Genomic DNA, 23,714 nt, shown 5'->3' with positions numbered 1-23,714 from the left:
GCGGAACGGGGTGGCGCGCACGGTGGAGCGGTTCGACCGGCGGACGGAGGACGAGTACGTCCCCGTCCGCGACCTGCTGGCGACGATCGACTGGTCGGCGACCCCGCTCGGCGTGCGCGACACCTGGGACCGCGAGCTCGAGGACACCATCCGGTTCATCCTGGAGAGCCGCCAGCCGCTCGTCGCGTGGTGGGGACCCGAGCTCGTCCTGTTCTACAACGACGAGTTCGCCCGGCACTCCGGCCTGCGCCACCCCTGGTCCTTCGGCAGGCCGCTGCGGGAGGGCTGGCCGGAGACCACCGCGCACCTCGGGGGCCACCTGGACGAGCTGCTCTCCGGGGACAGCGAGGGCATCTACCGCAGCGACGACCGGATCGTGCTGCGGCGCTGGGACACCCCGGAGGTCACGTGGTGGACCTACTCCGCCACCCCGGTCCGCGGTCCCGACGGCGGCGTCCTCGGCCTGATCGTCTTCACGGCCGAGACCACCCCGCAGGTCGTCGGCGGTCGGCGGATGACGTTCCTGGCCGCGCTCGGCGAGGTGGCCCGGGACGCACCGACGCTGGACATCGCCGTCGAACGGCTCTGCACGGTCCTGACCGACCTGCCCGACGACGTCGGCTGCGCCGTCGTCACGGCGATCGGCGCCGACCCCGGCCCGCTCGCCACCGTCCGCATCGACGGACCGCCCGCGGACTGGCTCCCCGAGGACCTCGACCCCGACCACGCCAGCGACGTCGAGTTCCGCTCCGTCGACCCGGTCGCGGTCCACGGCGACGACGGCGTCCCGGTCACCGACGTCGTCCGGACGACGGTGCACACCCCCGACGGGTCGACCGGGATCGTCGTCGTCCTCGGGGCTCCGCCGCTGCTCCCGCTCGACGAGGACCACCGCTCGTTCCTGCGGCTGATCGCGGGCACCATCGGCGGCCTGCTGACCGCCGCGCTCGCCCGCGACCGCGAGCGCGACCGGCGCGACGACGCCGGTCTGATCGAGCAGGCCCGCGCCGAGTACTACGCCGGCCTCGGCGACGAGTTCCGCGACCCGCTGACCCTCGTCCTCGGACCGCTGGAGCGGCTGCGCGACCACGACGACGCCGCCGTCCGCACCCAGGTGGAGCTCGCACAGCGCAACGCGCAGCGGATGCTCAAGCTCGTCGACGGGCTGCTCGACGTCTCCGCCCTGCAGACCGGCAGGCACGACGGCCTGTTCGCCCCGACCGAGATCGGGCGGACCACCGCGGCGCTCGTCGACGCGTTCGCGTCCGTCGTCGGACGGGCCGGGCTGGCGCTGTCGGTGTCCTGCCCGCCGCAGGACCGGCCGGTCTGGGTGGACCGCGACGCCTGGGAGAAGATCGTCCTCAACCTGCTCAGCAACGCGGTCAAGTACACCCGCGAGGGCACGATCACCGTCGACCTCGCCCAGGACGGCGAGCAGGTCGTGCTGCGGGTCTCCGACACCGGAGCCGGCATCGTCGACGGTGAGCTGGACGCGGTGTTCGACCGTTTCCACCGGCCCAGCCGGCGACACGGCCGCAGCGGCGACGGCAGCGGGCTCGGCCTGCCGCTGATCCGCCAGCTGGTCCGTCTGCACGGCGGCACCATCGGCGTGACCAGCGAGCCCGGCGCGGGCAGCACGTTCACCGTGCGGCTGCCGCTCGGCTTCGCCCACCTGCCCCCCGAACGCCTCGTCCGGGCCCGGGTCGGGTCACGCGCCGCCCCGCAGCTCGCCGCGCCCTACGTGGCGGAGGCGCTGCGCTGGCTGCCCGACGCCCCCGAGCCCGCGGGCGCCCCGGCGGTCCTCGCCCGCGGCCGATCGGTGGACGGGTCGGTCGTCGACGGGCTGGAGGTCGACCACCGCGACCGGGTGCTCGTCGTCGACGACGACCGTGAGATGCGCGGCTACCTGCGCGACCTGCTCGTCGAACGCTGGACCGTCCGGGTCGTCGCCGACGGTGCGGCCGCACTGGAGTCCGCCCGCACCGACCCGCCGGACCTGGTCGTCGCCGACGCGGCGCTGCCCGGCAACGGGGGCATCGAGCTCCTGCGCGCGCTGCGGTCGGACCCCCGCACGGTCGGGGTGCCGGTCGTGCTGCTGTCGTCGCGGGCCGGGGAGGAGGCCGCCGTCGAGGGCTTCGCCGCCGGCGCCGACGACTACCTGGTCCGCCCGTTCTCCGCCCGCGAGCTGCTCGCCCGGGTCGCGAACCACCTGCAGCTCGGCCGGGTCCGCCGGGCCGCCGAGCTGCAGTTCCGGGCCATGGCCGACTCCACCCCGGCGCTGATCTGGGTCGACGACCCGGGCGGGCACCGGTTGTTCGTCAACCGGGGCTGGCTGGACTTCACCGGTGTCGAGGACGCGGCGCAGGAGCTGGGCCACGACTGGCGCCGCCGCATCCACCCCGACGACCGCGAGCGCTACCGCTCGGTGACCTCCGCCGCCGCCCGCGCGCACGCGCCGTTCGAGGTCGAGTACCGGCTGCTGGACCGGGCGGGCCGCTACCGCTGGGTGCTCGACCGCGGCGCCCCCGTCCGCGACGGCGAACGCTCCGCGGGCTACGTCGGCGGCTGCCTCGACATCGACGTCCAGCACCGTGAGCAGCGCAGGCACCGCATCTACTCCGAGGTCGCCGAGTCCCTGGAACGGGAGATCACCCGCACCGGGCGCACCGACCAGCTCGTCCGCGCCGTCGTCGAGGACCGGCTCGCCGACATCGCGGTCGTCCACGACGCCGACGCGGTCACCGGCACCGGCACCCTCGCCGTCTCCGCGGAGCGCTCGGCCCTGGAGCCCTCGCTGTGGCGGCTGGCCCCGCTCGTCCCCGCCGACGACGACGGCCACCCCGAGATCCTCGACGCCGCCCACCTCGACGAGGTCCTGAGCCGGCTCGCGCCCACCCAGCGCCGGGCCTGGACCCGGCTGCGCATGACCTCGGCGATGGTCGTGCCGCTGCCCGCCCGCGGACGCACCAGCGCCGTGCTGACCGTCGTCCGCACCGAGTCGGGCGACCCCTACACCGACGACGACCTGGACCTCCTGTCCGAGATCGGCCGCCGGGCCGGGCTGGCCGTCGACAACGCCCGCCTGCTGGAGCAGGAACGGGCCTCGGCCCAGCGCCTCGGCCTGCTGCACCGCGCCACCGCCAAGATGTCGGCCGCCGCGACCCCCGGCGAGGTCGCCGCGATCGCCGCGGACCACATCGTCGACCTGCTCGACGCCGACCACGCCGGGCTCTGGGAGATCCGCGGGGAGTGGCTGCAGGCGCTCACCGGGCACGGCTGGGACCGCGACATGTGGCAGCGCGCCGCCCGGATCCGGGTCGACGCGCCGCTGGCGTTCACCGAGGTGCTGTCCGGGCACGAGCCGATGTGGTTCACCACCGCGCACGAGTGGGCGACGCGCTACCCCGCGGCCATCGGCATCGCACCGGACCACGCGCAGACCATCGGCTACCTGCCGCTCATCGCCGGCGGGCGCTCGCTGGGGGTCCTCGCCGTCGCCATGCTGACCGAGCGGCGGCTGTCCGACGCGGACAAGGAGGCGGCCGTCGCCGTCGCCGAGCTCGCGGCACAGGCGCTGGACCGGGCATCGATGCTGGACGCCGAGACCGAGGCCCGCCGGCTCGCCGAACGCCTCGGCGCGGTCGCGACCGGGCTGGCCCGGGCCACCGACCTGGAGTCGGTCGCCGAGGTCGTCGTCGAGCACGGCCGGATCTCGATCGGGGCCGACGCGGTCGCGGTGCTCGTCGTCGACGAGGGCGGCGCGCTCTCGCTGCTCCGGGAGACCGGCTGGCCCGACGACGGCCCGCCGATGCGCACCCCCGGCCGCGCGCACCCGCTGAGCCGCGCGGTCAGCAGCGGCGAGCCGATCTGGAACGCCGGCGGGCCCGCCGACGGCGAGGTGCTGCGCTACCCGGTGCACACCGCGGTGCCGCTGATGGTCGCGGCCCGCCCGATCGGCGTCATCGGGCTGCGGTTCCCGGTCGAGCCGGTGTTCACCCCCGAGCAGCGCAGCTTCGTGCTGACCCTGGCCAACCAGTGCGCGCAGGCGATCGTCCGCGCCCAGCTGCACCAGGCCGAGCACGAGGTCGCGGTCACCCTGCAACGCAGCCTGCTGCCCCAGCGCCTGCCCGACATCGAACGGCTGTCGCTGGCCACCCGCTACCGCCCCGGCACCCAGGGCACCGAGGCCGGCGGCGACTGGTTCGACGTCCTGGACCTCGGCGACGACCTGGTGGCACTCGTCGTCGGCGACGTCGTCGGCCGCGGCCCGGCGGCGGCCGCGGTGATGGGCCAGCTGCGGTCCGCCGTCGCGTCGAACCTGGTCAACGGCCAGCCCCCGGCGCGGGCGCTGGAGCAGCTCGACCAGTACGCGCTGCGGGTGCGCGGCGCGATGGCCAGCACCGTGGCCATCGCGACGATCGACACCGGCACCGGCGAGATGCGCTACGCCAGCGCCGGCCACCCGCCGCCGCTGGTCGCGGGCCCGGACGGGGTGCGGACCCTGTCCGAGGGCCGCGGCGTGCCGCTGGGGATCTCCGGGCGGCCCCCGTTCCCCGAGGCCGTGGACCGGATGGAGCCCGGCGAGACGATCCTGCTCTGCTCGGACGGCCTGTTCGAACGCCGCAACGAGGTCATCGACGACGGCCTGGCCCGGCTGTCCGCCGCGTTCGACGAGCTGTCCGCCGCCCAGCCCCGCGACATGGCGGACACGCTGCTGCACCGCATGTCCGAGGGGATGGTCATCCCCGACGACACGGTCGTCGTCGTCGCGCGGCTCATGCCGCCGCCGCTGCGGATCGCGATCGAGGCCGACCCGAAACGGCTCGCCCCGCTGCGCCGGGCGGTGGCCGCCTGGGCCGCGCAGTGCGGGATGGGCCCGGACGCGGTCAGCGACCTGCAGCTGACCGTCGGCGAGGCCGCCACCAACTCCATCGAGCACGCCTACCTGCCCGAGGACACCGACGGGCGCGCCGGGGTCGACCTCGACCTGGCGCTGACCGCGGACGGCTCGGTCGCGGTGCGCGTCACCGACGGCGGACGCTGGCGGCCCCCGCCGCCCGACCCCGGCTACCGCGGCCGCGGCATCGCGCTCATCCGCGAGCTCGCCGGGGACGTGCACATCGACCCGTCGGACTCCGGCACCACCGTGCGGTTCCTGCTGCCCGCGATCCCGGTCGAGGTGGGCACCCCGGGCGCGGGACCGCCGGTGGAGTTCGTCGCCGGGGAGCCCGAACCGGACCGCGACCGGATCGACACCCCGTCCGGCGACGGCGACGACGGCACCGTCCGGGCCCGGCTGCGTGCCGTCCCGGACGCGCACGGTGTGCGGATCGGGATCGTCGGGGACCTCGACCTCGGTGGGGTCTCGGCGATCCGGGCCCCGCTGATGGAGCACGTCGACCGCGGGCTGCCGATCACCCTGAACCTGCCGGGGGAGGCGTTCGTCAGCAGCGCCGGGATGGCCCTGCTGTCGGAGGTCGCGCGCCGGATGCGGACCAACGGGGCGGCGCTCACGCTCGTCGCGCCCGCCGGCAGCCAGGCCCGTCGCTCGCTGGTGCTGTCGGGTCTCGACACCGTCATCGGCATGTCCGACGACGACGGCGCCTGACCCCCCGACCTGTCCGGACACCCGCGGGGTCCTCCCGTGGGCCGGACGGCGGGTTGAAACCGTGCCCCCGCTGTGATGCCATTCCCGGCATGAGTCAGGCAGCGACCCTCGGACCCCTGTGGGGCACCCGTCGCGCCGACCACTTCGACCAGGGCTGTCGCCCGAGCTGAGTCCCCCGACCACGCTCGCCCGACCTTTCCCCTGGAGCACCACCGTGTCCGCGCCCGCCTCCCTGCCCGCGTCCCGCCCCGCCCGCCTGCGCGTCCCGCACGCGCGGCCCGTCACCGCGCCCACCCCGTACGGCCTCGAGGACCTGCAGGAGCTGACCCGCGAGATCGCCGCCGAGGTGCGCTCCGGGCGGCACGAGGTCGTCGTCGACCCGGACCGCCGCTGGTACCGGCTGCTGCGCAGCGACGGCTTCGTCGACGTCTGGCTGATCAGCTGGGCCACCGAACAGATCGCGGAGCTGCACGACCACGCCGGGTCGCTCGGCGCCCTCACCGTCGTGTCCGGCTCGCTGACCGAGCGCCGCTGGAGCGGCCCGTCCGGGCTGCGCACCCGCACCCTGCGCCACGGCCGCGGCGCCGGGTTCCCGCTGGGCCACGTGCACGACGTCGCGAACACCGCCGACGCCCCCGCGGTGAGCGTGCACGCCTACTCGCCGCCGCTGTCGGCGATGTCGTACTACGACGTCGAGGAGGTCGCGGGCACCACCGGGCACCAGCGCCTGCGCCGCACCCGCACCGAGCTCGTCGAACCCGGCCAGGGTGTCGGATGAGCCGCACCGTCGCCGACCTGCTCGCCGCCGCCCGCGCCCGGCTCGACCGGCCCGACCCGCGGCAGGCCGCGGAGCTCGCCGCCGCCGGAGCGCACCTGGTCGACACCCGGCCGGGGTGGCAGCGCCGCGAGGAGGGGCAGATCCCGGGCGCACTGGTCATCGAGCGCAACCACCTGGAGTGGCGCCTCGACCCGACCTCCGACGCCCGCGTCCCCGAGGCCGTCGACCACGACGTCGCCTGGGTGCTGTTCTGCTCCGAGGGCTACAGCTCCAGCCTCGCCGCCGCGTCGCTGCAGGACATCGGGCTGCACCGGGCCACCGACGTCGACGGCGGGTTCCGCGCCTGGGCCGCGGCCGGGCTCCCGGTCGAGGCCGGTCAGGACGGCCCGTCCGACGCCACCCGCCCGCCGGACAGGCGCGCGTCGAGGTAGCCCGCGACCAGCGCGGTCAGCTCGTCGACGACGACCGCCCGCGCGAACCCGGGCCGCTCCAGCACGTAGCCGGTGGTCAGGTGCTCGACGGTCCGCACGACCGTCCACGCCGCGGCCCGCGCCGCGTCGGTGTCCCCGGCGCCGCGGGTGAGCAGCACCGTGGTGACCAGGTCGTCGATCCGGCCGGCGAACGCGGCCCGGCGCCCGCCGGGGGAGCGCGGCAGCTGCTCGACGATCACCCGCAGCAGGTCCGGCTCCTCGCCGAACGTGTCGAGCAGCGCCTCCAGGGTCGCGCGCACCGCCGGAGCGGTGCCCGCCCCCGGCCCGGCCGCGGCGACCGAGTCGAGGAACGCGCGCGAGACGCGAGCCTCCATCGCGTCGAGGTAGCGGTCCAGCACCTCGGTCAGCACCGCGTCCTTGTCCGGGAAGTACTGGTAGAGCGACCCGGGCGACACCCCGGCGGCGGCCGCGATCCGGTTCGTCGACGTGCCGTCGTACCCGCGGGTGACCAGCACGTCCCGGCCCGCCGCGACGATCCGCTCCACCATCGCCCGGGACCGCTCCTGGCGCGGCTCGCGCCGCCGGGCCCCGCGGCCGCTCACCGGGTGCCCCGGAACGCGCGTTGAAGGCGAGCATTCGCTCGTGTCAGCATCGGTCCATGCTGGCAGAGCCGCCCGTCGCCCCGCGACGCTTCCGCAGTGCGCCCGAGCGCGCAGCGCGGATCGCCCGTCCGCTCGGCCTGGTCGCCGGGGTCCGCGACCCCGACCCCACGCTGCTCGCCGAGATCGGCCGCCGGATGTTCACCCGCGACGAGACCGGCGCCGCGCTGGCCCGCGCGATGGGCCGCGACCGTGGTCAGGGCGACAGCGGTGACGCCGGCCGCGTGACCATGCGGGCGCTGCACACCGCGCTGGCCGCGGGCACCGCGCCGGCCGACGCGCCGCCCGCGCTGCGGGACTTCCTCGCCGCGGTCACCCCGGACCCGGACTGGCTCGACCGGGACCTGCTCGAGCGCGGCGCCCGCGCCTACCGCAGGCTCGGCCGCAGCCGCGACGACGTGCTGCTGGGACTCTCGCTGATCGGCGGCTACCGCTACGGCGGCCCCACCGAGCTGCTCGTCCGCACCGGCGGGCTCACCGGCGCCGGCGCGATGCGCCGCCTCGGGGAGACCCAGGCGTGGGCGTTCGCCGTCAGCCGTCCCGGCGGCATGGCGCCCGGCGGGGAGGGCTGGGCGGCGACGCTGCACGTGCGCGCCATGCACGCGCTCGTCGCGGAGCGCTTCGAGCGCGGCGACCGCTACGACGTCGCCACCCACGGGCTGCCGATCAACCAGGCCGACGCCGCGGCCACGCTCGGGCTGTTCAACAGCACCGCGATCCTCGGCTGCCGCCTGCTCGGACGGCACGTCCCGCGCGCCGACGGCGACGCGATCATGCACCTGTGGCGCTACGTCGGGTGGCTGATGGGCGTCGACGACGACTGGCTGTTCGACACAGAGCGCGCCCAGAACGCGTTCAACCACCACATCGTGCTGGCCCAGGGCGACGTCACCCCGGCAGGCCCGCTGCTCGCGGGCGCGCTGGTCGAGGGGCTGCGCAGCGAGCGGACCGGTGGCCCCGCCGACCGGCTCCGCGGCGCCTGGGAGCGACGACGGCTGCTGTCGCTGCTGCGGGTGTTCCTGCGCGCCGAGGGCCTGCGCGACCTGGACCTGCCGGTGACCGCGGCGTGGATGTGGCCGTCGCAGGTGCTGCGCAACCTGGTCGAGTCGCTGCTCGTCGCGCGGACCGCGCGGGGGCGGCGGTGGCTGGAGCGTCGCTCGGACCGCCGCGTCGAGGCCGACCTGGCCCGCCGCTTCGGCCGCGAGTCGCCCGGCCCCCGCGACCTGGCCGCCTGACCCCTCCCGCGGGGATCAGGTGAACGCGCTGATCCCGGTCACGTCCCGGCCCACGATGAGGGTCTGGATCGTCTCGGTGCCCTCGAAGGTGTGGATGGCCTCGATGTCGGCCCAGTGCCGCACGACGTGGTGCTCCAGCAGGATCCCGTTGCCGCCGAGCAGGTCCCGCGCCTCGGAGAGGATCTTGCGGGCGGTCCGGGTGTTGTGCATCTTCGCCAGCCCCGCGACGGTCGGGGACAGCTTGCCCACCTCGGCGAGCCGGGCGGACTGCATGCAGTAGAGCTGCATGCCGGTCAGGTCGGCGAGCATCGCGACGAGCCGCTGCTGCACGATCTGGAAGCTCGCGAGCGGCTTGCCGAACTGCTCGCGCTCCAGCGCGTAGCGCAGGGCGGCGTCGTAGCCGGCGGTCGCGTGGCCCAGGGCCATCCAGGCGCAGGTGCCCCGGGTGGTGGCCAGCACCGCGGCGCAGTCGGCGAACGTCCGCGCCTGCGCCAGCCGGTTCTCCTCCGGCACCCGGACCCCGTCCAGCTCGATGTCGGCCTGCCAGAGCGCCCGCAGCGACACCTTGCCGGGGATGACGGTGGCCTCGTAGCCCTCCGCCGGGGTCTCGACGACGAACCCGAGCACCTCGCCGGAGTCGGTGTCGCGCGCCCACACGACCACCAGGTCCGCGACGCTGCCGTTGCCGATCCAGCGCTTCGACCCGCGCAGCACCCAGTGGTCGCCGCCGCGGGTCGCGGTGGTCTCCAGCGCGACCGAGTCCGAACCGTGCATCGGCTCGGTCAGCGCGAACGCGCCCAGCTTGTCCATGGTGGACATCGACGGCAGCCAGCGCTGCTTCTGCTCCTCCGAGCCGCACATCGCGATCGCCTTCATCGCCAGGCCCGCGTGCACCCCGAGGAACGTGCCGAGCGAGCCGTCGCCGCGGTGCAGCTCCATGTGCACGAGGCCGAGCGCGAGCGGGCTCATCCCGGCCGCCCCGTAGCCCTGGATGTCCTCGCCGACGATCCCGAGCTCCGGGAGACGCCGGAACAGGTGCCAGGGCAGCTCGGCGCGCTCCCAGTAGTCGTTGATGCCGGGGAGGACCTCGGCGTCGACGAACTTGCGGGTGTCGGCGAAGCGCTGCCACTGCTCGTCGGTGAACTGGTCGCGCACCGAGAAGAAGTCGGTGCCCAGGGCCTCGCCCAGCTCGGTGTACGGAGTGGTCGGTGCGGTCATGATCGCGGGCCCCTCGCCGTCGACGGAGACCTGATCCTCACACCGATCCGTCGATCCCGCTGGGCCCGACGAGGACAGGATCCGTCCGGGTCGTCCGGTTCGGTGGACCCATGACCGACGAGACCGTGCATCCGTTCCGGATCGACGTCCCTCAGACACAGCTCGACGACCTGGCCGACCGGCTCTCACGGACCCGCCTCCCCGCCCCGCTGCCGGGCGACGGCTGGGACACCGGCGTCCCCGTCTCCTACCTCGCCGAGCTCGTGGCGCACTGGCGTGACCACTACGACTGGCGCGCCGCCGAGGCGGGGATCAACGCGTACCCGCAGATCAGGACGGTCGTCGACGGCCAGGACGTCCACGCCCTGCACGTCCGCTCCCCGGAACCGGGCGCGCTGCCGCTGGTGCTCACCCACGGGTGGCCGGGCTCGGTCGTGGAGTTCCTCGACGTCATCGGCCCGCTGACCGACCCCGCGGCCCACGGTGGCGACCCGGCGGACGCGTTCCACGTGGTGGTCCCGTCGCTGCCGGGGTTCGGCTTCTCCGGCCCCGTCGCCGACGACGGGTGGACCACGACCCGGATCGCCCGGGCCTGGGACGAGCTGATGCGCCGGCTCGGGTACGACCGCTACGGCACCCAGGGCGGCGACATCGGGGCCGCCGTCGCCCCCGAGGTCGGCCGGGTCGCACCGGACCGGGTGGTCGGCGTGCACGTGAACGGCAGCCTCGGCGCGCCGATGCACACCCTGACCGAGGACGAGACGGCCGCGCTGACCGACGCCGAACGCGACCGCGTGCGGCGGATCGGTGCCTTCATGCAGGAGGAGTTCGGCTACATCGCGATCCAGTCCACCCGGCCGCAGCTCGTCGGCGCCGCGCTCACCGACTCCCCGGTCGGGCAGCTCGCCTGGGTCCTGGACAAGTTCCGGGAGTGGACCCACCCGCGGCACGAGCTGCCCGACCGCATCCTCGACCGCGACCGGCTGCTGACGAACGTGATGCTCTACTGGCTGACCGGCACGGCCGGGTCGTCGGCCTACGTCGGCTACGCGCTCGACGCCGGCAGCTGGGGCGAGCCCGAGCGGCCCTCCGGCGTCCCGACCGGGGTGATCCAGTTCGCGCACGACGTCGGCATCCGGCGCTACGCCGAGCCCGCGCACCACATCACCCGCTGGACCGAGGTGGACCGCGGCGGGCACTTCGCCGCCCTGGAGGAGCCGGAGCTGCTGGTCGACGACGTGCGCGCGTTCTTCCGCGACCTGCGCTGACCCCCGCTCCGGGTCTCCGGGGCTACTCCCGGACCAGGCAGAACGGGTGCCCGATCGGGTCGAGGAAGACGCGGAAGCTCTCCGGTGCGGGCTGGACCTCGTGCCTGGTGGCCCCGAGCGCCAGCACCGCGGCCTCCCCGGCATCGAGGTCGGGCACGTCGAAGTCGACGTGCCCGCGCTGCGGCCGCACCTGCCCGGGCCACTCCGGCGGGGTGAACTCCCCCTCGGAGATCTGCTGGAACGCGAGCGTCGCGCCCGCGCCGACTGGGTCGAGCTCGACCCAGTCGGGGTCGGTGTCGGTGGGCCCCTTGACCGGCCAGCCGGTGATCGCCGAGTAGAACCGGGCGAGCTCCAGCGGGTCCGGGCAGTCGAGCGCGAACAGTGCGAACCTGGCAACGGGTGCATCGGTCATGGCGGCAGTGTGCCTGCGACCCCCGACAGTCACGCCTCAGAGCGCGTCGATCGCCCGCTCGATCCGCTGCACCGACACCGGATGGCGGGTCTTCATCGGATGCGCGTACAGCGAGATGCGCAGCTCCTCGACCATCCACCCGATCTCGCGCAGCGCGGGCGACGGCGGCGTGTGCTCGGGCAGGGCGGCCAGCAGCCCGCGGTACTCGGCCTCGACCGGCGCGATCTCGGCGGTCCACCGGGCGTCGCGGGCGGGGTCGGCACGCAGCTTCTCCAGCCGCAGCTCGCAGCCCTGCAGGTAGCGCTTCACGTCGCCGAGCCGGGTCGCCCCGGCGGCGGTGACGAAGCCCGGCGCGGTCAGCCGGCCCACGACCGCCGTCACGTCGGCGACGCCGTCGCGGGTGGCGGGGCCGCGCAGGTCCGCCAGCGCCGCCCCGACCCGGTGCCAGACCTCCAGCACGCCGCGGACGGCGTCGAGGACCTGCAACGTCGTCGACGGCAGCCGCATCCGCAGCAGCTCCGCGAGCCGCGCGTACTGCGCCTCGTCGAACGGGTCGCCGCCGCCCCGGGCCATCAGGTGGTCGGCCGCGGCGGTGGTGCAGTCGTCGAGCAGGGCGTCGAGCGAGCCGTGCGGGTTGCGCGACAGGGCCAGCCGCGCCCGGTTGTCCAGGCCGCGCTGCACCTGCTTCCCCGGGTGGGTGGTGGTGAGCAGCAGGAGCCGCCGGGCGCCGCGGTGGTGGGCGGGGTCGCGCTCGGGCGCCGTCGCGTACACCCGGACGTCGGCGCTCGTGCCGCGGTCGCGCAGGCCCGGGTAGCCGGTGACCGTGTGCGCGCCGCGCCGGATCGGCAGCTCGCGGGGGAGCTCGCCGATCGTCCACGACGTCAGGCCGGTCGCCTCGACCTCGCTGCCCGCGGCGGCCAGCTCCTCGCGGACCTTCGGGGCGAGGGCGCGGCGCAGCCGGTCCAGGTCGGTGTCGCGGGCCAGCTCGGCACCGGACTCGTCGAGCACCCGGAAGGTCACCGTCAGGTGCTCGGGCAGCCGCTCCAGCTCCCAGTCCTCGCGCCGGATGTGCACGTCGCGCATCCGGCCGAGCTCGTCCTCCAGGACGTCCAGCAGCGGGCGCCGGCCGGTCTCGCCGCGCAGCCGGGCCAGCACCGCCTTCGCGTGGTCCGGGGCGGGGGAGAAGTTGCGGCGCAGGTTGCGCGGCAGCGTCCGGATCAGCGCGGTGACGAGCTCCTCGCGCAGCCCGGGCACCTGCCAGGTGAACGGCGTCGGGTCGACCTGGTTCAGCGCGGCCACCGGCACGTCGACGGTCACGCCGTCCTCGTGGTGGCCGGGCTCGAACGCGTAGGACAGCGGCAGGGTCAGCCCGCCCGCCTCGACGTGGTCGGGGTAGTGGGCGCGGTCGACCTGCTTCGCGGCCTCGGTCGCGAGCATCTCCTCGGTGTAGGTCAGCCGGTCCGGGGCCTGCCTCGACTCCTTCTTCCACCACCGGTCGAAGTGCGCTCCGGAGACGACGTCGGCGGGGACCCGCTCGTCGTAGAAGGCGAACAGGGTGTCCTCGTCGACGACCAGGTCGCGGCGCCGCGCCCGGTGCTCCAGCTCCTCGGCGCTGTCGAGCAGCTCCCGGTTGGCGTGGAAGAACGGGTGCCGGGTCTCCCAGTCGCCCTCGACGAGGGCGTGCCGCAGGAACAGGTCGCGGCTCACCTCGGCGTCGATCCGGCCGTAGGCGACGCTGCGGTCGGCGACCAGCGGCAGCCCGTGCAGGGTGACCCGTTCGGTCGCGACGGCGGACGCGCGCTTGCGTGACCAGCGCGGTTCCGAATATGTCTTCTTGACGAGATGTCCGGCGAGGGGTTCGATCCAGTCCGGCTGGACCGGTGCGACGGTCCGCGCCCACAATCTCGTCGTCTCGACGAGTTCGGCGGCCATCACCCAGCGCGGGGGCTTGCGCGCCAGCCCCGAGCCGGGCCAGATCGCGAACTTCGCGCCGCGGGCGCCGAGGTAGTCCTTCGGGCCCTTCCGCTCCTTCTTCCCGTCCTTGCCCTTCTCCGCCAGGGGGTCCTGCATGCCGACCTGCGACAGCAGCCCGGCGAGGACGGACTGGTGGATCCGGTCGGCGTGCCGCGGCCACTCCGGGTCGTGGTCGTTCAGATCCATGCCGGAGCTGCGGGCGGCCTGGCGGAGCTGGCCGTGCAGGTCCCACCACTCGCGGACCCGCAGGTAGTGCAGGAAGTCCTCGCACAGCTCGCGGCGGAACCGGCTGCCCGACAGCTCGTCGCGGCGGGCGTTCAGGTGGTCCCACAGCCGCAGGTAGGCCAGGAAGTCCGAGCCGTCCTCACCGAAGCGGCGGTGCTTGTCGTCGGCGGCCTGGCGCTGCTCGGTGGGCCGCTCGCGTGGGTCCTGCACGCTCAGCGCGGCGGCGATGACCAGCACCTCGCGCAGGCACCCGTTGCGGTGCGCCTCCACGAGCATCCGGCCCAGCCGCGGGTCCACCGGCAGCCGCGCCAGCGACTGCCCGACCGCGGTGAGCGAGCGTCGGTCCGGACGGAGCGCGCCGAGCTCGTGCAGCAGGTCCAGACCGTCGGCGACGGCGCGGCGGTCCGGCGGCTCGACGAACGGGAACTCCGAGATCTCGCCCAGGTCCAGGGCGATCATCTGCAGCACGACCGACGCCAGGTTGGTCCGCAGGATCTCCGGGTCGGTGAACTCGGGGCGGGCGTCGAAGTCGTCCTCGGCGTAGAGCCGGATCGCGATGCCGTCCGAGGTACGGCCGCAGCGCCCGGACCGCTGGTTCGCCGAGGCCTGGGAGATCTTCTCGATCGGCAGCCGCTGCACCTTGAGCCGGCGCGAGTAGCGCGAGATGCGCGCGGTGCCGGTGTCGACGACGTAGCGGACGCCGGGGACGGTCAGCGAGGTCTCGGCGACGTTGGTGGCGAGCACGACCCGGTTGCCCGCGTGCGGCGCCCAGACGCGCTGCTGCTCGGCCGTCGAGAGGCGGGCGTAGAGCGGCAGGATCTCGGTGTTCCGCAGGTTGCGCCGCTCCAGGGCCTCGGTGGCCTCGCGGATCTCGCGCTCACCGGGCAGGAACACCAGCACGTCGCCGGGGCCCTCGCGCTGGAGCTCGACGACGGCGTCGCCGATCGCGTCGTCCAGCTCGCGGTCGGGGTCGGCGTCCGGGTCGTCCGGGTCGACGACGGGGCGGTAGCGCACCTCGACCGGGAACGTGCGCCCCGAGACCTCGACGATCGGGGCCGGGGTCGGGTCGCCTCCGTCGGTGGCCGCGCCGAAGTGCCGGGCGAAGCGCTCCGGGTCGATCGTCGCCGAGGTGATGACGACCTTGAGGTCCGGACGGCGGGGGAGCAGTCGGGTGAGGTACCCGAGGATGAAGTCGATGTTGAGGCTGCGCTCGTGCGCCTCGTCGATGATCAGCGTGTCGTAGGCCAGCAGGTCCTTGTCGCCGGCCAGCTCGGCCAGCAGGATGCCGTCGGTCATCAGCTTGACCATGGTCGAGTCGCCGACGGCGTCGGTGAACCGGACCTTCCAACCGACCGCCCCGCCGAGCTCGACGCCCAGCTCCTCGGCGATCCGGGTGGCGACGGTGCGCGCGGCGAGCCGCCGCGGCTGGGTGTGCCCGATCATCCCGTGCACACCGCGGCCCAGCTCGAGGCAGATCTTCGGCAGCTGCGTCGTCTTCCCGGATCCGGTCTCCCCGGCGACGATCACGACCTGGTTGTCGCGGATCGCGTCGGCGATCTCCTCGCGGCGCGCGGAGACCGGCAGCGTCGCGGGGTAGGAGATCCGCGGCAGCGCGGCGCGGCGGCGTTCCACGCGGTGCTCGGCCTTCGCGACGGCGTCCGCGACCCGCTGCTGGGCGCGCCCGTCGCGGGCCCGGTCCAGCCGCCCGCGCAGCCGCTCGGCCTCGGCCGGGCCGAGCGCGTCGAGGCGCTCGCGCAGGGCGGTGAGCTCGGCGTCGTCGAGCGGGGGGAGCGGCGGCTCGGCGGAGTCGCGGCCGTCGCCGGCGGCGCGACGGCGCGGGCGGCCGGCGTCGGTCTCCCCGGCCGGGGCGGGGCCCGCCTGGTCCGGGCCGTCGCGGTCGGGGCCGCGACGGCCGGGCTGGTCGGGGCCGGGCGCCGTGACGGCAGCGCGCCGACCCCGAGGCCCGCGGCGGCGCTGCGTCGATGCACGGCGGCGCTGCTGATCGCGGGCCGGGACGCCGCGCGCGGCGCCCTCCGTCCCGGGGGCGGCCTGCGCTGCGGCGAGGTCCGATGAGGTGGTCTCGTGTGGAGGTGTGTCCTGCGGGGTGCCGGAGTTCCCGCCGCGCGGCTGGTGGTCGCCCCGTGCGCCGGGACGGCGGCGGGGTCGGCGCGGACGGTCGTGCGACGACGGCTGTGCGGAAGTCGGAGACGGGACGGGTTCGCTGGACATCGTTCGTTCAGTCTGCCTGCTCGCCCGGGACCGGGCGTGCGCCGACCATGGTGACCGGCCTCGCAGGCGTCGTCGAATGGATTTCGGGAAGGGGAGGTATGGGGTCCGAACCGGACGCCGGTCGCCTCGCGGCGAGTGGCGCACCGCGGCTCCAGCCGAACGGAATTCCACGGCGGCGGTTACCTATTGCGGCCCGGGGACTCGGTTCGCCCGGCTCGGACAGTCGTTCCAACGGAGGGGGGCCCGGGATCATTCCCGGCCACCCGGATTTTCTCCGTGCGCGCTCGCGTCGCAGGTCAGGGGCGGGGCAGCGCCGCCAGCACCCCGTCCGTCCACGGCGTCCACGCCTCGATCGCCCACGGCCCGAAGTCCCGGTCGGTCAGCACGACGGCCGCGGCGCCCGCGTCCGGGTCGACCCACAGGAAGGTGCCGGACTGGCCGAAGTGCCCGAAGGTCCGCGGCGACGAGCCCTCCCCGGTCCAGTGCGGGGACTTGCCGTCGCGGATCTCGAGGCCGAGGCCCCAGTCGTTCGGCTTCTGCCGGCCGTAGCCCGGCAGGAGCCCGTCGAGGCCCGGGTAGGCGACCGTGGTCGCCTCGGCGACGGTCCGCGGGTCCAGCAGCTGCGGGGCCTGCAGCTCCGCGGCGAAGCGCGCCAGGTCGTCGACGGTCGACACGGCACCGGCGCCCGCGGAGCCCTTCAGCCGGGTGTGCCCCATCCCGAGCGGGGTGCAGACGGCCTCGTGCAGGTACTCGGCGAACCCGATGCCGGTGGCGGCCGCGATGGTCTCGGCGAGCACCGCGAAGCCGGTGTTGGAGTAGATCCGCTTCTCACCGGGGGCGGCCTTGACCTCGTCGGTGTCGAACGCCAGGCCCGAGGTGTGCGCGATCAGGTGTCGCACGGTCGCGCCGTCCGGGCCGGCCGCGTCGTCCCAGTCGACGGCGCCCTCCTCGACCGCGACGAGCACCGCGTAGGCCGAGAGCAGCTTGGTCACCGAGGCCAGCCCGAACTCGCGGTCGGTGTCGCCCGCGGTGGCGAGCACCGTGCCGTCCGCGGCGACGACGGCGGCGCCCACGTGGTCGACCGGCCAGTCCAGGACCCGGCGCACCGCCGGGGCGAGCTCGGTCACGACGCGAGGTGCGGTCGGGTACGCATGGCGTCCATCCTGGCAAACGGGCGGCTCTCCGGTCGCCCCGAGACCGGCCCGGGAGGACGCGTGCCCCTGCACCACGAGGTGACCGGGTCGGGACCGCCGCTGCTGCTGATCCAGGGCGGTGCGTCCGAGGCGGGCGCGGCGCGGATGCTCGTCGACGAGCTGGCCGTGACCCACCGGGTGCTCACCTACGACCGTCGCGGGATCGGGCGCAGCCCCGCCGACGACGGCCCGGTCCCGCTCACCGCACACGCCGACGACGCCGCCGGGCTGCTGGCCGGCACCGGACCCGCGGCCGTCGTGGGGGTGAGCATCGGCGCGGTGATCGGGCTGCTGCTCGCCGTCCGGCACCCGGGTCTGGTCGCGACGCTCGTCGCGCACGAGCCGCCGCTGCCCGGCCTGGTCCGCGACGCGGCCCGCGAGGCCGCCATGGACCGGGTCGCGGACCTCGTCGCACGTGACGACATCGGCGCCGCGATCCGGATGATGGCCGTGCTGACCTCCGGCGACGACCCGGTCGAGCCCGGATACCGGCCCGAGCCGCCGTCGGGGAACCCGGAGCCCGCGCTGCGCCGGTTCCTGCGCCACGACGTCCCGGCCGTGCGGGCCGCCCGGATCGACCCGGCCGACGTCACTGCGAGCGGGGTGCGGGTGATCCCCACCGGCGGCTACGAGTCGCGTGGGCGCTGGGAGCACCGGTGCGCCGAGGCGCTGGCGGCCGGGATCGGACGGGGCCTGGTCGAGCTGCCCGGGGGCCACGACGGTCCGGTGACCCACCCGGTCGCGGCCGCCGCGGCGCTGCGCGGGCTGGTCGGCGGCACGTGAGCGGAACGGTGCTGGTCGGTACGTCGGGATGGCGCTACCCGCCGTGGCGCGGCACGTTCTACCCGCCCGGGCTGGCGCAGCGCCGCGAGCTGGAGTATCTGTCCCGGCAGGTCACCTCGATCGAGATCAACGGGTCGTTCTACTCGCTGCAACGCCCGGAGAGCTACCGCGCCTGGGCCGAGCAGGTGCCCGCCGGGTTCGTGTTCGCGGTGAAGGGCCCGCGGTTCGTGACGCACCTCAAGCAGCTGCGCGACGTCGCGGTGCCGGTCGCGAACTTCCTCGCCTCCGGGGTGCTCGGCCTGGGGCCGGCGCTGGGCCCGGTGCTGTGGCAGCTGCCGCCCCGGATGCGGTTCGACGCCGACCGGGTGGCCCGCTTCCTGGAGCTGCTGCCGGCCAGCACCACGGCCGCCGCCCGGGCCGCGACCATGCACGACGAGCGGCTCGACGGCCGGGCGCTGGTCGAGACCGACGCCGACCGTCCGCTGCGGCACGCGGTCGAGCCGCGGCACCCGTCGTTCCGGGACCCGGCGTTCACCGCGCTGCTGCGCGAGCACGGGGTCGCACTGGTGCTGTCGGACTCCGCGGGCACCTGGCCGGTGTTCGACGAGGTCACCGCCGACCTCGTCTACCTGCGGCTGCACGGCCAGGGCGAGCTCTACGCCGGTGGCTACACCGCCGGGGCGCTCGACGGCTGGGCCGACCGCATCCGGGCCTGGCGCGACGCCGGGCACGACGTCGTCTGCTACTTCGACAACGACGCGAAGGTCCACGCACCGACCGACGCCCGGGCTCTGCTCGACCGCCTCGGCTGACCTGTTCGGTCCTGTGCCCGCACGGCCGAACGGACCTGTCCTCACATTTGTTGATAAGGGCGGGCCGGCTGATATGCGGGCCGCCGTCGCCGCGACAGCCGTGACGTGACCATTCCGCAGAACCGCCACGGCGCCCCGGACCTCTCCGGCCCGCCGCAGCAGCAGTCCGGCCCGCACCGTGTCCCGCAGCAGTACCCGGGCCCCCAGGGCCCCGGCCGCCACCAGCAGCAGTACGCGCAGGACCCGCGCGGTGCCGCCCCGCAGGGCTGGGCGCCGCACCACCAGCCCCGGCCACAGCACTCCGGCGGGTACCCGAACCCCTACTACGACGGCCACCCCGAGGTCCCCTTCGGCGGGCCGCCCTTCGGCCGCACCAACCCGGGTGGGCTGCCGCAGCAGCAGGCCCGCGGCCCCCAGCAGCAGGCCGCCGGCGCGCAGCCCTGGCCGAGCGCGGCCCAGCGGGCCGGCGTCCCGCAGCAGCGCACCGCGGCCCCCGCCGTCGCACCGGCCGTCGCGCCGCGCAACGGATTCGGCGTCACCGCGCTGGTGCTCGGCATCCTGGGCCTGCTGTTCTCCTTCATCCCGATCATCGGGATGATCGCCTGGCCGCTGGTGCTGCTGGGCCTGCTGTTCGGTGTGCTCGGTGTGGTCCGGGCGAGCAGGGGCCGCGCGGACAACCGCGGCGTCGCGATCGCGGGCACCGTGCTCTCGGCGATCGGGCTCGTGGTCTGCGTGCTCTACGCGTCGGTGTTCGCCGCCGCGGTGTCGGGTCTGCCGGCGACCTCCTCGACGGCGACTCCGGCCGCGGCCGGGTCGGCAGCCTCCGGCGACGCGTCGGGCGCCTTCCCGGGTGCGACCGCCGACGACGTGGTCGCCGATGCAGGGGGGACGCTGACCGTCGGGAACCTGCAGATCGCGGCCACCCCGCTGAAGCCGGGCGACTCGACCATCGGGCAGACCCTGTGCTCGGACGTCACCTACACCAACACCGGATCCGGTACGGAGTCCTTCAACGGGGGCTTCGACTGGAAGCTCCAGGACCCGAACGGCGCGGCGCTGATGACCACGCTGCTCGGTTCCGATTCGCTGCTCTCCGCCGGCCAGCTGGCGCCCGGCGGCACCACGACCGGCACCGTCTGCTTCGACCGGCCGAGCGGCGCGACCGGGCAGTACGTCCTGCTCTACGACGCGATGGACTTCTCCAACAGCCGCGGAGCCTGGCTCAACCAGGTCGGCTGACCCCGGACGTACGCCGGGACGCTCCACAGCGACGCGCCCGCGCAGTCGCTGGAGTGGTCACGCACGACGAGCGTCCCGACGGACGACGAGGCCCTCCCCGGGGACGCCCGGGGAGGGCCTCCGTACGTCCGGGGTCAGACCGCCAGCCCCACCGCCAGGGCCAGCACGCCCAGCAGCGGCGGCCCCAGCTGGATCGACGCCGGCCGCCGCTTCGACGGGTCCGACAGCAGCAGCACCAGACCGGCGGCGACCATCGAGCCCGCCCCGGTGAACACCAGCGTCGCGCCGACGCTGCGGGCGCCCGTCGCGAACACCACGGTCCCGAGCAGCACGGCGACGGCGAGGAACAGGTTGTAGAAGCCCTGGTTGAACGCCAGCGCCCGGGTCTGCTCCGCCTCCGCGCGGTCCGTACCGAAGGTCGCCCGGGCCCGGTCGGTGGTCCAGAGCAGCGACTCCAGCACGAAGATGTAGACGTGGATCAGTGCCCCGATCCCGGTCAGCACCAGCCCGGCGACGATCACGACGGCCCCCTCCGCGGCGGAACCGTTCCGCCGCAGGGGGACCGTAGTGGGACCGGCGCCGGCGGGGTCAGCGGCTCGCGGCCCGCCGGTACTGGCGGCTCGCCAGCGGTGCGAACACCGCGACGATCACGACCGACCAGATCAGCACGTAGAGCACCGGGTGCTGCAGCGGCCAGGCGTCCGAGGCGGACGCCGAGGCCGGGATCGCGCCGTCGTTGCCGAACAGGGTCCGCGCGGCCGCGGTGACCGCCGAGACCGGGTTCCACTCGGCGAACACCCGCAGCGGCCCCGGCAGCGAGTTCAGCGGCACGAAGGTGTTCGCCAGGAACGTCACCGGGAAGATCACGATGAACGACGCGTTGTTCACGACCTCCGGGCTCGGCACCAGCAGCCCGACGAACGCCATCACCCACGAGAACGCGTAGGCGAACACGATCAGCACCGCGAACCCGGCGAGCGCCTCGCCGACCGAGGTGTGGATGCGCCAGCCGACCAGCAGCCCGGTCAGCGACATCACGACCAGCACGATCAGGTTGTTCACCACGTCGGACAGGGTCCGGCCGGTCAGCACCGCCGACGACGACATCGGCAGCGAGCGGAACCGCTCGATGATGCCCTTCTTGACGTCCTCGGCGAGCCCGGCGCCGGTGTTCGTGGCCCCGAAGATGACGGTCTGGGCGAAGATCCCGGCCATCAGGAACTCGCGGTACCCGGCCCCGCCGCCGGTCGGGTCGATCGCGCCGCCGAAGACGTAGGCGAACAGCAGCACGAACATGATCGGGGACAGGGTCGTGAAGACCAGCAGGTCCGGCACCCGCTTGATCTTGATCAGGTTGCGCTTCGCGACGACGGAGGCGTCGGCGAGCATGGTGGCGGCGGCGTTCACGGGGTCGGCTCCTCGGCCTGGTCCGCCTCGTCGGCGGGGCGCCCGGTCAGGGTGAGGAAGACGTCGTCGAGCGTCGGGCGGCGCAGCCCCGCGTCGTCGACCTTGGTGCCGGCGTCGGCGAGCCGGTCCAGCGCGGCGCGCAGCACCTCGACCCCGCCGCTGACCGGCATCGTCAGGGAGCGGCGGTGCCGGTCCAGCACGGCCTCACCCACGCCGAGCGGGGCGAGCAGCGCGGCGGTGGGCTCCAGGTCGTCGGCCAGGCTGGTCGTGACCTCCAGGCGCTCCCCGCCGACCTGCGACTTGAGCTCGTCCGCGGTGCCGCGGGCGATGACCCGGCCGTGGTCGATGACCACGATCTCGTCGGCCAGCGCGTCGGCCTCCTCCAGGTACTGGGTGGTGAGCAGCAGCGTCGTCCCGCGCGCGACGAGCCCGCGGATCACGTCCCACAGGTCGTTGCGGCTGCGCGGGTCCAGCCCCGTGGTCGGCTCGTCGAGCAGCAGCACCGGCGGGTCGGCGACGAGCGCTCCGGCCAGGTCGAGCCGGCGGCGCATCCCGCCGGAGTAGGTCCGGGCCGGACGGTCCGCGGCGTCGGTCAGGCCGAAGTCGGCCAGCAGCTCACGGGCACGGTCCCGGGCCCGGCGGCGCCCCAGGTGGTAGAGCCGCCCGACCATCTCCAGGTTCTCGAAGCCGGTCAGGTACTCGTCGACCGCGGCGTACTGCCCGGACAGGCCGATCCGGCTGCGCACCGCGGCGGGGTCGGCCAGCACGTCCACGCCGGCCACGGTGGCCTCGCCCGCGTCCGGTGTCAGCAGTGTGGTCAGCACCCGGACGACCGTGGTCTTCCCGGCGCCGTTCGGGCCCAGCAGGCCGAGCACCGTCCCCTCCGGCACCGACAGGTCGACCCCGTCGAGTGCCCGCAGCGACCCGTAGGTCTTGACCAGTCCCGTGGCGCGGATCGCGTCCGGCATCGTGATGTCCCCCTTGGAAGGCCTGAGCGGACGCCACTGTGCCCTATCACCCCGACAGTTCCGGCCCTGTTTCCGCTCAGCGACGCGCGTGCGCGACCAGCATCCGTCGCCCGACCAGCATCAACGCCGCCGACACCAGCATCACGACGGCGTTGACCGTCCACGCGGTCGGGAAGCCCGCGTGGGTGGCGAGCGAGCCGAAGACGATCGGCCCGGCGAAACCGCCGGCGTAGACACCGACCTGCACGATCGACGTCGCCGCGGCCGGGGCGGACGGGTTGAGCCGCACCACGGCGAACTGCAGCAGACCCGGCCACGCCCAGCCCAGCCCGAACGCCAGCACCACCCCGACGACCAGCGCGGGCGTCCCGGGCACGGCGAGCAGCAGGAACCCGCCGGCGCCCGCGGCGAGGCTCGCCGCGACGACGGCGACGTGGCCGCCCGAGCGCATGTCGGCCAGCCACCCGTGCAGCATCCGCACCGACAGCCCGACGACGCTGCCGAGGGTCAGCATCAGCCCGGCCGTACCGGGGTCGATCCCGCGGTCCACCGCCGAGGCGACCAGGAAGATGCCGAGCGCGGTGGCCGTCCCGGCGGCGAGCCCGGAGGCCGCGCCGATCACCGCGAGCGCGGCCGTCGCCCGGTCGCCTTTCCCCGTGCGGGCAGCCGGACGGGCGTCGGTGCGCGGGCACGCGAACAGCGCGGCCAGGGCCAGCACCGCGCCGATCCCGTACGCCCAGCGCCAGCCCACGGTCAGCGCCACCGCGGGGACGGCCAGCCCGGCCAGCAGCGTCGCCGCCGGGATCGCGGCCTGCTTCACCCCGAACGACAGCCCCAGCCGGTGCGCGGGCACCGAGTGCGCGAGCGTCAGGTTCGACGACAGCTGGCCCATCACGTTGCACCAGGCGCCGCAGAGCAGCAGCACGACGAGCGCGACGTAGGACCGCGCGCCCAGGGCCAGCGCCGCCATCAGCACCGCCGCCCCGACGACGGCGATCCGGCTGGTCACCCGCGACCCGACCCGCTCGACGACCATGCCGACCGGCAGCGAGCACAGCGCACTGACCCCGAAGTACAGCGCGACGACCAGGCCCAGCCCGGACGGGTCGAAGGCCAGGTCGCGCGAGAGCTGCACCGACAGGGCGCCCGTGAGGAACACCGGGAGCACCGATGCCGTCGTCACGATGACCGCGCCGGAGGCGACGCGGAAGGCGGACGGCGCCGCGACGTCCGTCGTGCCCGGTTCGGTTGCGATGCTCACGTTCAGCAACGCTA

Annotated in this window: 17 protein-coding genes; 8 read left to right on the top strand and 9 right to left on the bottom strand. The window is 75.0% G+C overall.

The features are described 5' to 3' along the window. The first annotated feature begins 10 nt into the window (after positions 1 to 10). The 3 genes from KPL60_RS01620 to KPL60_RS01610 all read left to right on the top strand — a co-directional run bounded on the left by KPL60_RS01620 (position 11) and on the right by KPL60_RS01610 (position 6,817). Positions 11 to 5,608: a SpoIIE family protein phosphatase gene (locus tag KPL60_RS01620; RefSeq protein ID WP_226364653.1), complete on the top strand. Its 5,598-nt coding sequence runs from the start codon at positions 11 to 13 to the stop codon at positions 5,606 to 5,608. A gap of 214 nt (positions 5,609 to 5,822) precedes the next feature. After that, positions 5,823 to 6,386: a cysteine dioxygenase family protein gene (locus tag KPL60_RS01615; protein WP_226364652.1), complete on the top strand. Its 564-nt coding sequence runs from the start codon at positions 5,823 to 5,825 to the stop codon at positions 6,384 to 6,386. Further along, positions 6,383 to 6,817 carry a rhodanese-like domain-containing protein gene (locus KPL60_RS01610; protein ID WP_226364651.1) on the top strand — a complete coding sequence of 145 codons (435 nt, stop codon included), beginning with the start codon at positions 6,383 to 6,385 and terminating at the stop codon, positions 6,815 to 6,817. Before KPL60_RS01615 ends, KPL60_RS01610 begins: the two co-directional genes overlap by 4 nt. Here KPL60_RS01610 and KPL60_RS01605 read toward each other — a convergent pair. Further along, entirely contained in the window at positions 6,763 to 7,419 is a 657-nt protein-coding gene (locus KPL60_RS01605) for a TetR/AcrR family transcriptional regulator (protein WP_226364650.1), read from the bottom strand. The genes KPL60_RS01610 and KPL60_RS01605 overlap by 55 nt on opposite strands. Before the next feature lie 56 nt (positions 7,420 to 7,475). Here KPL60_RS01605 and KPL60_RS01600 point away from each other — a divergent pair, with 56 nt between their 5' ends. Then, the gene (locus tag KPL60_RS01600; protein ID WP_226364649.1) at positions 7,476 to 8,711 is read left to right on the top strand and encodes an oxygenase MpaB family protein; all 1,236 of its coding nucleotides are present in this window, start codon (positions 7,476 to 7,478) and stop codon (positions 8,709 to 8,711) included. A gap of 15 nt (positions 8,712 to 8,726) precedes the next feature. Here KPL60_RS01600 and KPL60_RS01595 read toward each other — a convergent pair whose 3' ends face one another. Continuing rightward, complete coding sequence (locus KPL60_RS01595; protein WP_226364648.1) at positions 8,727 to 9,929, bottom strand: acyl-CoA dehydrogenase family protein; 1,203 nt, start codon at positions 9,927 to 9,929, stop codon at positions 8,727 to 8,729. A gap of 110 nt (positions 9,930 to 10,039) precedes the next feature. Here KPL60_RS01595 and KPL60_RS01590 point away from each other — a divergent pair, with 110 nt between their 5' ends. Continuing rightward, positions 10,040 to 11,197: an epoxide hydrolase family protein gene (locus KPL60_RS01590; protein ID WP_226354900.1), complete on the top strand. Its 1,158-nt coding sequence runs from the start codon at positions 10,040 to 10,042 to the stop codon at positions 11,195 to 11,197. 22 nt (positions 11,198 to 11,219) lie between these two features. On the opposite strand, the gene KPL60_RS01585 is transcribed toward KPL60_RS01590, so the two are convergent. The 3 genes from KPL60_RS01585 to KPL60_RS01575 all read right to left on the bottom strand — a co-directional run bounded on the left by KPL60_RS01585 (position 11,220) and on the right by KPL60_RS01575 (position 17,164). Then, positions 11,220 to 11,609, bottom strand: coding sequence for a VOC family protein (locus KPL60_RS01585; RefSeq protein ID WP_226364647.1), 390 nt, complete (start codon positions 11,607 to 11,609; stop codon positions 11,220 to 11,222). A gap of 36 nt (positions 11,610 to 11,645) precedes the next feature. After that, on the bottom strand, positions 11,646 to 16,037 hold the full coding sequence (gene hrpA / locus KPL60_RS01580; protein WP_226364646.1) for an ATP-dependent RNA helicase HrpA: 4,392 nt from the start codon (positions 16,035 to 16,037) through the stop codon (positions 11,646 to 11,648). 296 nt (positions 16,038 to 16,333) lie between these two features. Beyond that, complete coding sequence (locus KPL60_RS01575; RefSeq protein WP_226364645.1) at positions 16,334 to 17,164, bottom strand: serine hydrolase; 831 nt, start codon at positions 17,162 to 17,164, stop codon at positions 16,334 to 16,336. Between the two features lie 87 nt (positions 17,165 to 17,251). Here KPL60_RS01575 and KPL60_RS01570 point away from each other — a divergent pair, with 87 nt between their 5' ends. The 3 genes from KPL60_RS01570 to KPL60_RS34420 all read left to right on the top strand — a co-directional run bounded on the left by KPL60_RS01570 (position 17,252) and on the right by KPL60_RS34420 (position 20,064). Further along, positions 17,252 to 18,013 (top strand): alpha/beta fold hydrolase, encoded by a 762-nt coding sequence (locus tag KPL60_RS01570; protein ID WP_226364644.1) that lies wholly within the window; start codon positions 17,252 to 17,254, stop codon positions 18,011 to 18,013. After that, entirely contained in the window at positions 18,010 to 18,825 is an 816-nt protein-coding gene (locus KPL60_RS01565; protein ID WP_226364643.1) for a DUF72 domain-containing protein, read from the top strand. Before KPL60_RS01570 ends, KPL60_RS01565 begins: the two co-directional genes overlap by 4 nt. A gap of 105 nt (positions 18,826 to 18,930) precedes the next feature. After that, the gene (locus KPL60_RS34420; protein WP_226364642.1) at positions 18,931 to 20,064 is read left to right on the top strand and encodes a DUF4190 domain-containing protein; all 1,134 of its coding nucleotides are present in this window, start codon (positions 18,931 to 18,933) and stop codon (positions 20,062 to 20,064) included. Between the two features lie 134 nt (positions 20,065 to 20,198). Here the strand turns inward: KPL60_RS34420 and KPL60_RS01555 are convergent, their stop codons facing one another. The 4 genes from KPL60_RS01555 to KPL60_RS01540 form a co-directional block, all read right to left on the bottom strand. Beyond that, positions 20,199 to 20,585 (bottom strand): DUF1304 domain-containing protein, encoded by a 387-nt coding sequence (locus tag KPL60_RS01555; RefSeq protein ID WP_226364641.1) that lies wholly within the window; start codon positions 20,583 to 20,585, stop codon positions 20,199 to 20,201. Between the two features lie 67 nt (positions 20,586 to 20,652). Further along, on the bottom strand, positions 20,653 to 21,471 hold the full coding sequence (locus KPL60_RS01550) for an ABC transporter permease (protein ID WP_374203828.1): 819 nt from the start codon (positions 21,469 to 21,471) through the stop codon (positions 20,653 to 20,655). Further along, complete coding sequence (locus KPL60_RS01545) at positions 21,468 to 22,439, bottom strand: ATP-binding cassette domain-containing protein (protein WP_226364640.1); 972 nt, start codon at positions 22,437 to 22,439, stop codon at positions 21,468 to 21,470. Before KPL60_RS01545 ends, KPL60_RS01550 begins: the two co-directional genes overlap by 4 nt. 76 nt (positions 22,440 to 22,515) lie before the next feature. After that, positions 22,516 to 23,700 (bottom strand): MFS transporter, encoded by a 1,185-nt coding sequence (locus tag KPL60_RS01540; protein ID WP_226364639.1) that lies wholly within the window; start codon positions 23,698 to 23,700, stop codon positions 22,516 to 22,518. Positions 23,701 to 23,714 lie beyond the last annotated feature (14 nt).

It is taken from the genome of Pseudonocardia sp. ICBG162, assembly GCF_020496225.1.
Taxonomy (GTDB): domain Bacteria; phylum Actinomycetota; class Actinomycetes; order Mycobacteriales; family Pseudonocardiaceae; genus Pseudonocardia; species Pseudonocardia alni.
The sequence above is the reverse complement of the archived record's forward strand: the minus strand, read 5'-3'. Positions and strand labels throughout refer to the sequence as shown.

Excerpts from the sequence above, each read along its gene's own strand:
- KPL60_RS01610 (WP_226364651.1), top strand. The coding sequence starts at position 6,383 with ATGAGCCGCACCGTCGCCGACCTGCTCGCCGCCGCCCGCGCCCGGCTC.
- KPL60_RS01600 (WP_226364649.1), top strand. The coding sequence starts at position 7,476 with ATGCTGGCAGAGCCGCCCGTCGCCCCGCGACGCTTCCGCAGTGCGCCC.
- KPL60_RS01595 (WP_226364648.1), bottom strand. The coding sequence starts at position 9,929 with ATGACCGCACCGACCACTCCGTACACCGAGCTGGGCGAGGCCCTGGGC.
- KPL60_RS01590 (WP_226354900.1), top strand. The coding sequence starts at position 10,040 with ATGACCGACGAGACCGTGCATCCGTTCCGGATCGACGTCCCTCAGACA.
- KPL60_RS01585 (WP_226364647.1), bottom strand. The coding sequence starts at position 11,609 with ATGACCGATGCACCCGTTGCCAGGTTCGCACTGTTCGCGCTCGACTGC.
- hrpA (WP_226364646.1), bottom strand. The coding sequence starts at position 16,037 with ATGTCCAGCGAACCCGTCCCGTCTCCGACTTCCGCACAGCCGTCGTCG.
- KPL60_RS01545 (WP_226364640.1), bottom strand. The coding sequence starts at position 22,439 with ATGCCGGACGCGATCCGCGCCACGGGACTGGTCAAGACCTACGGGTCG.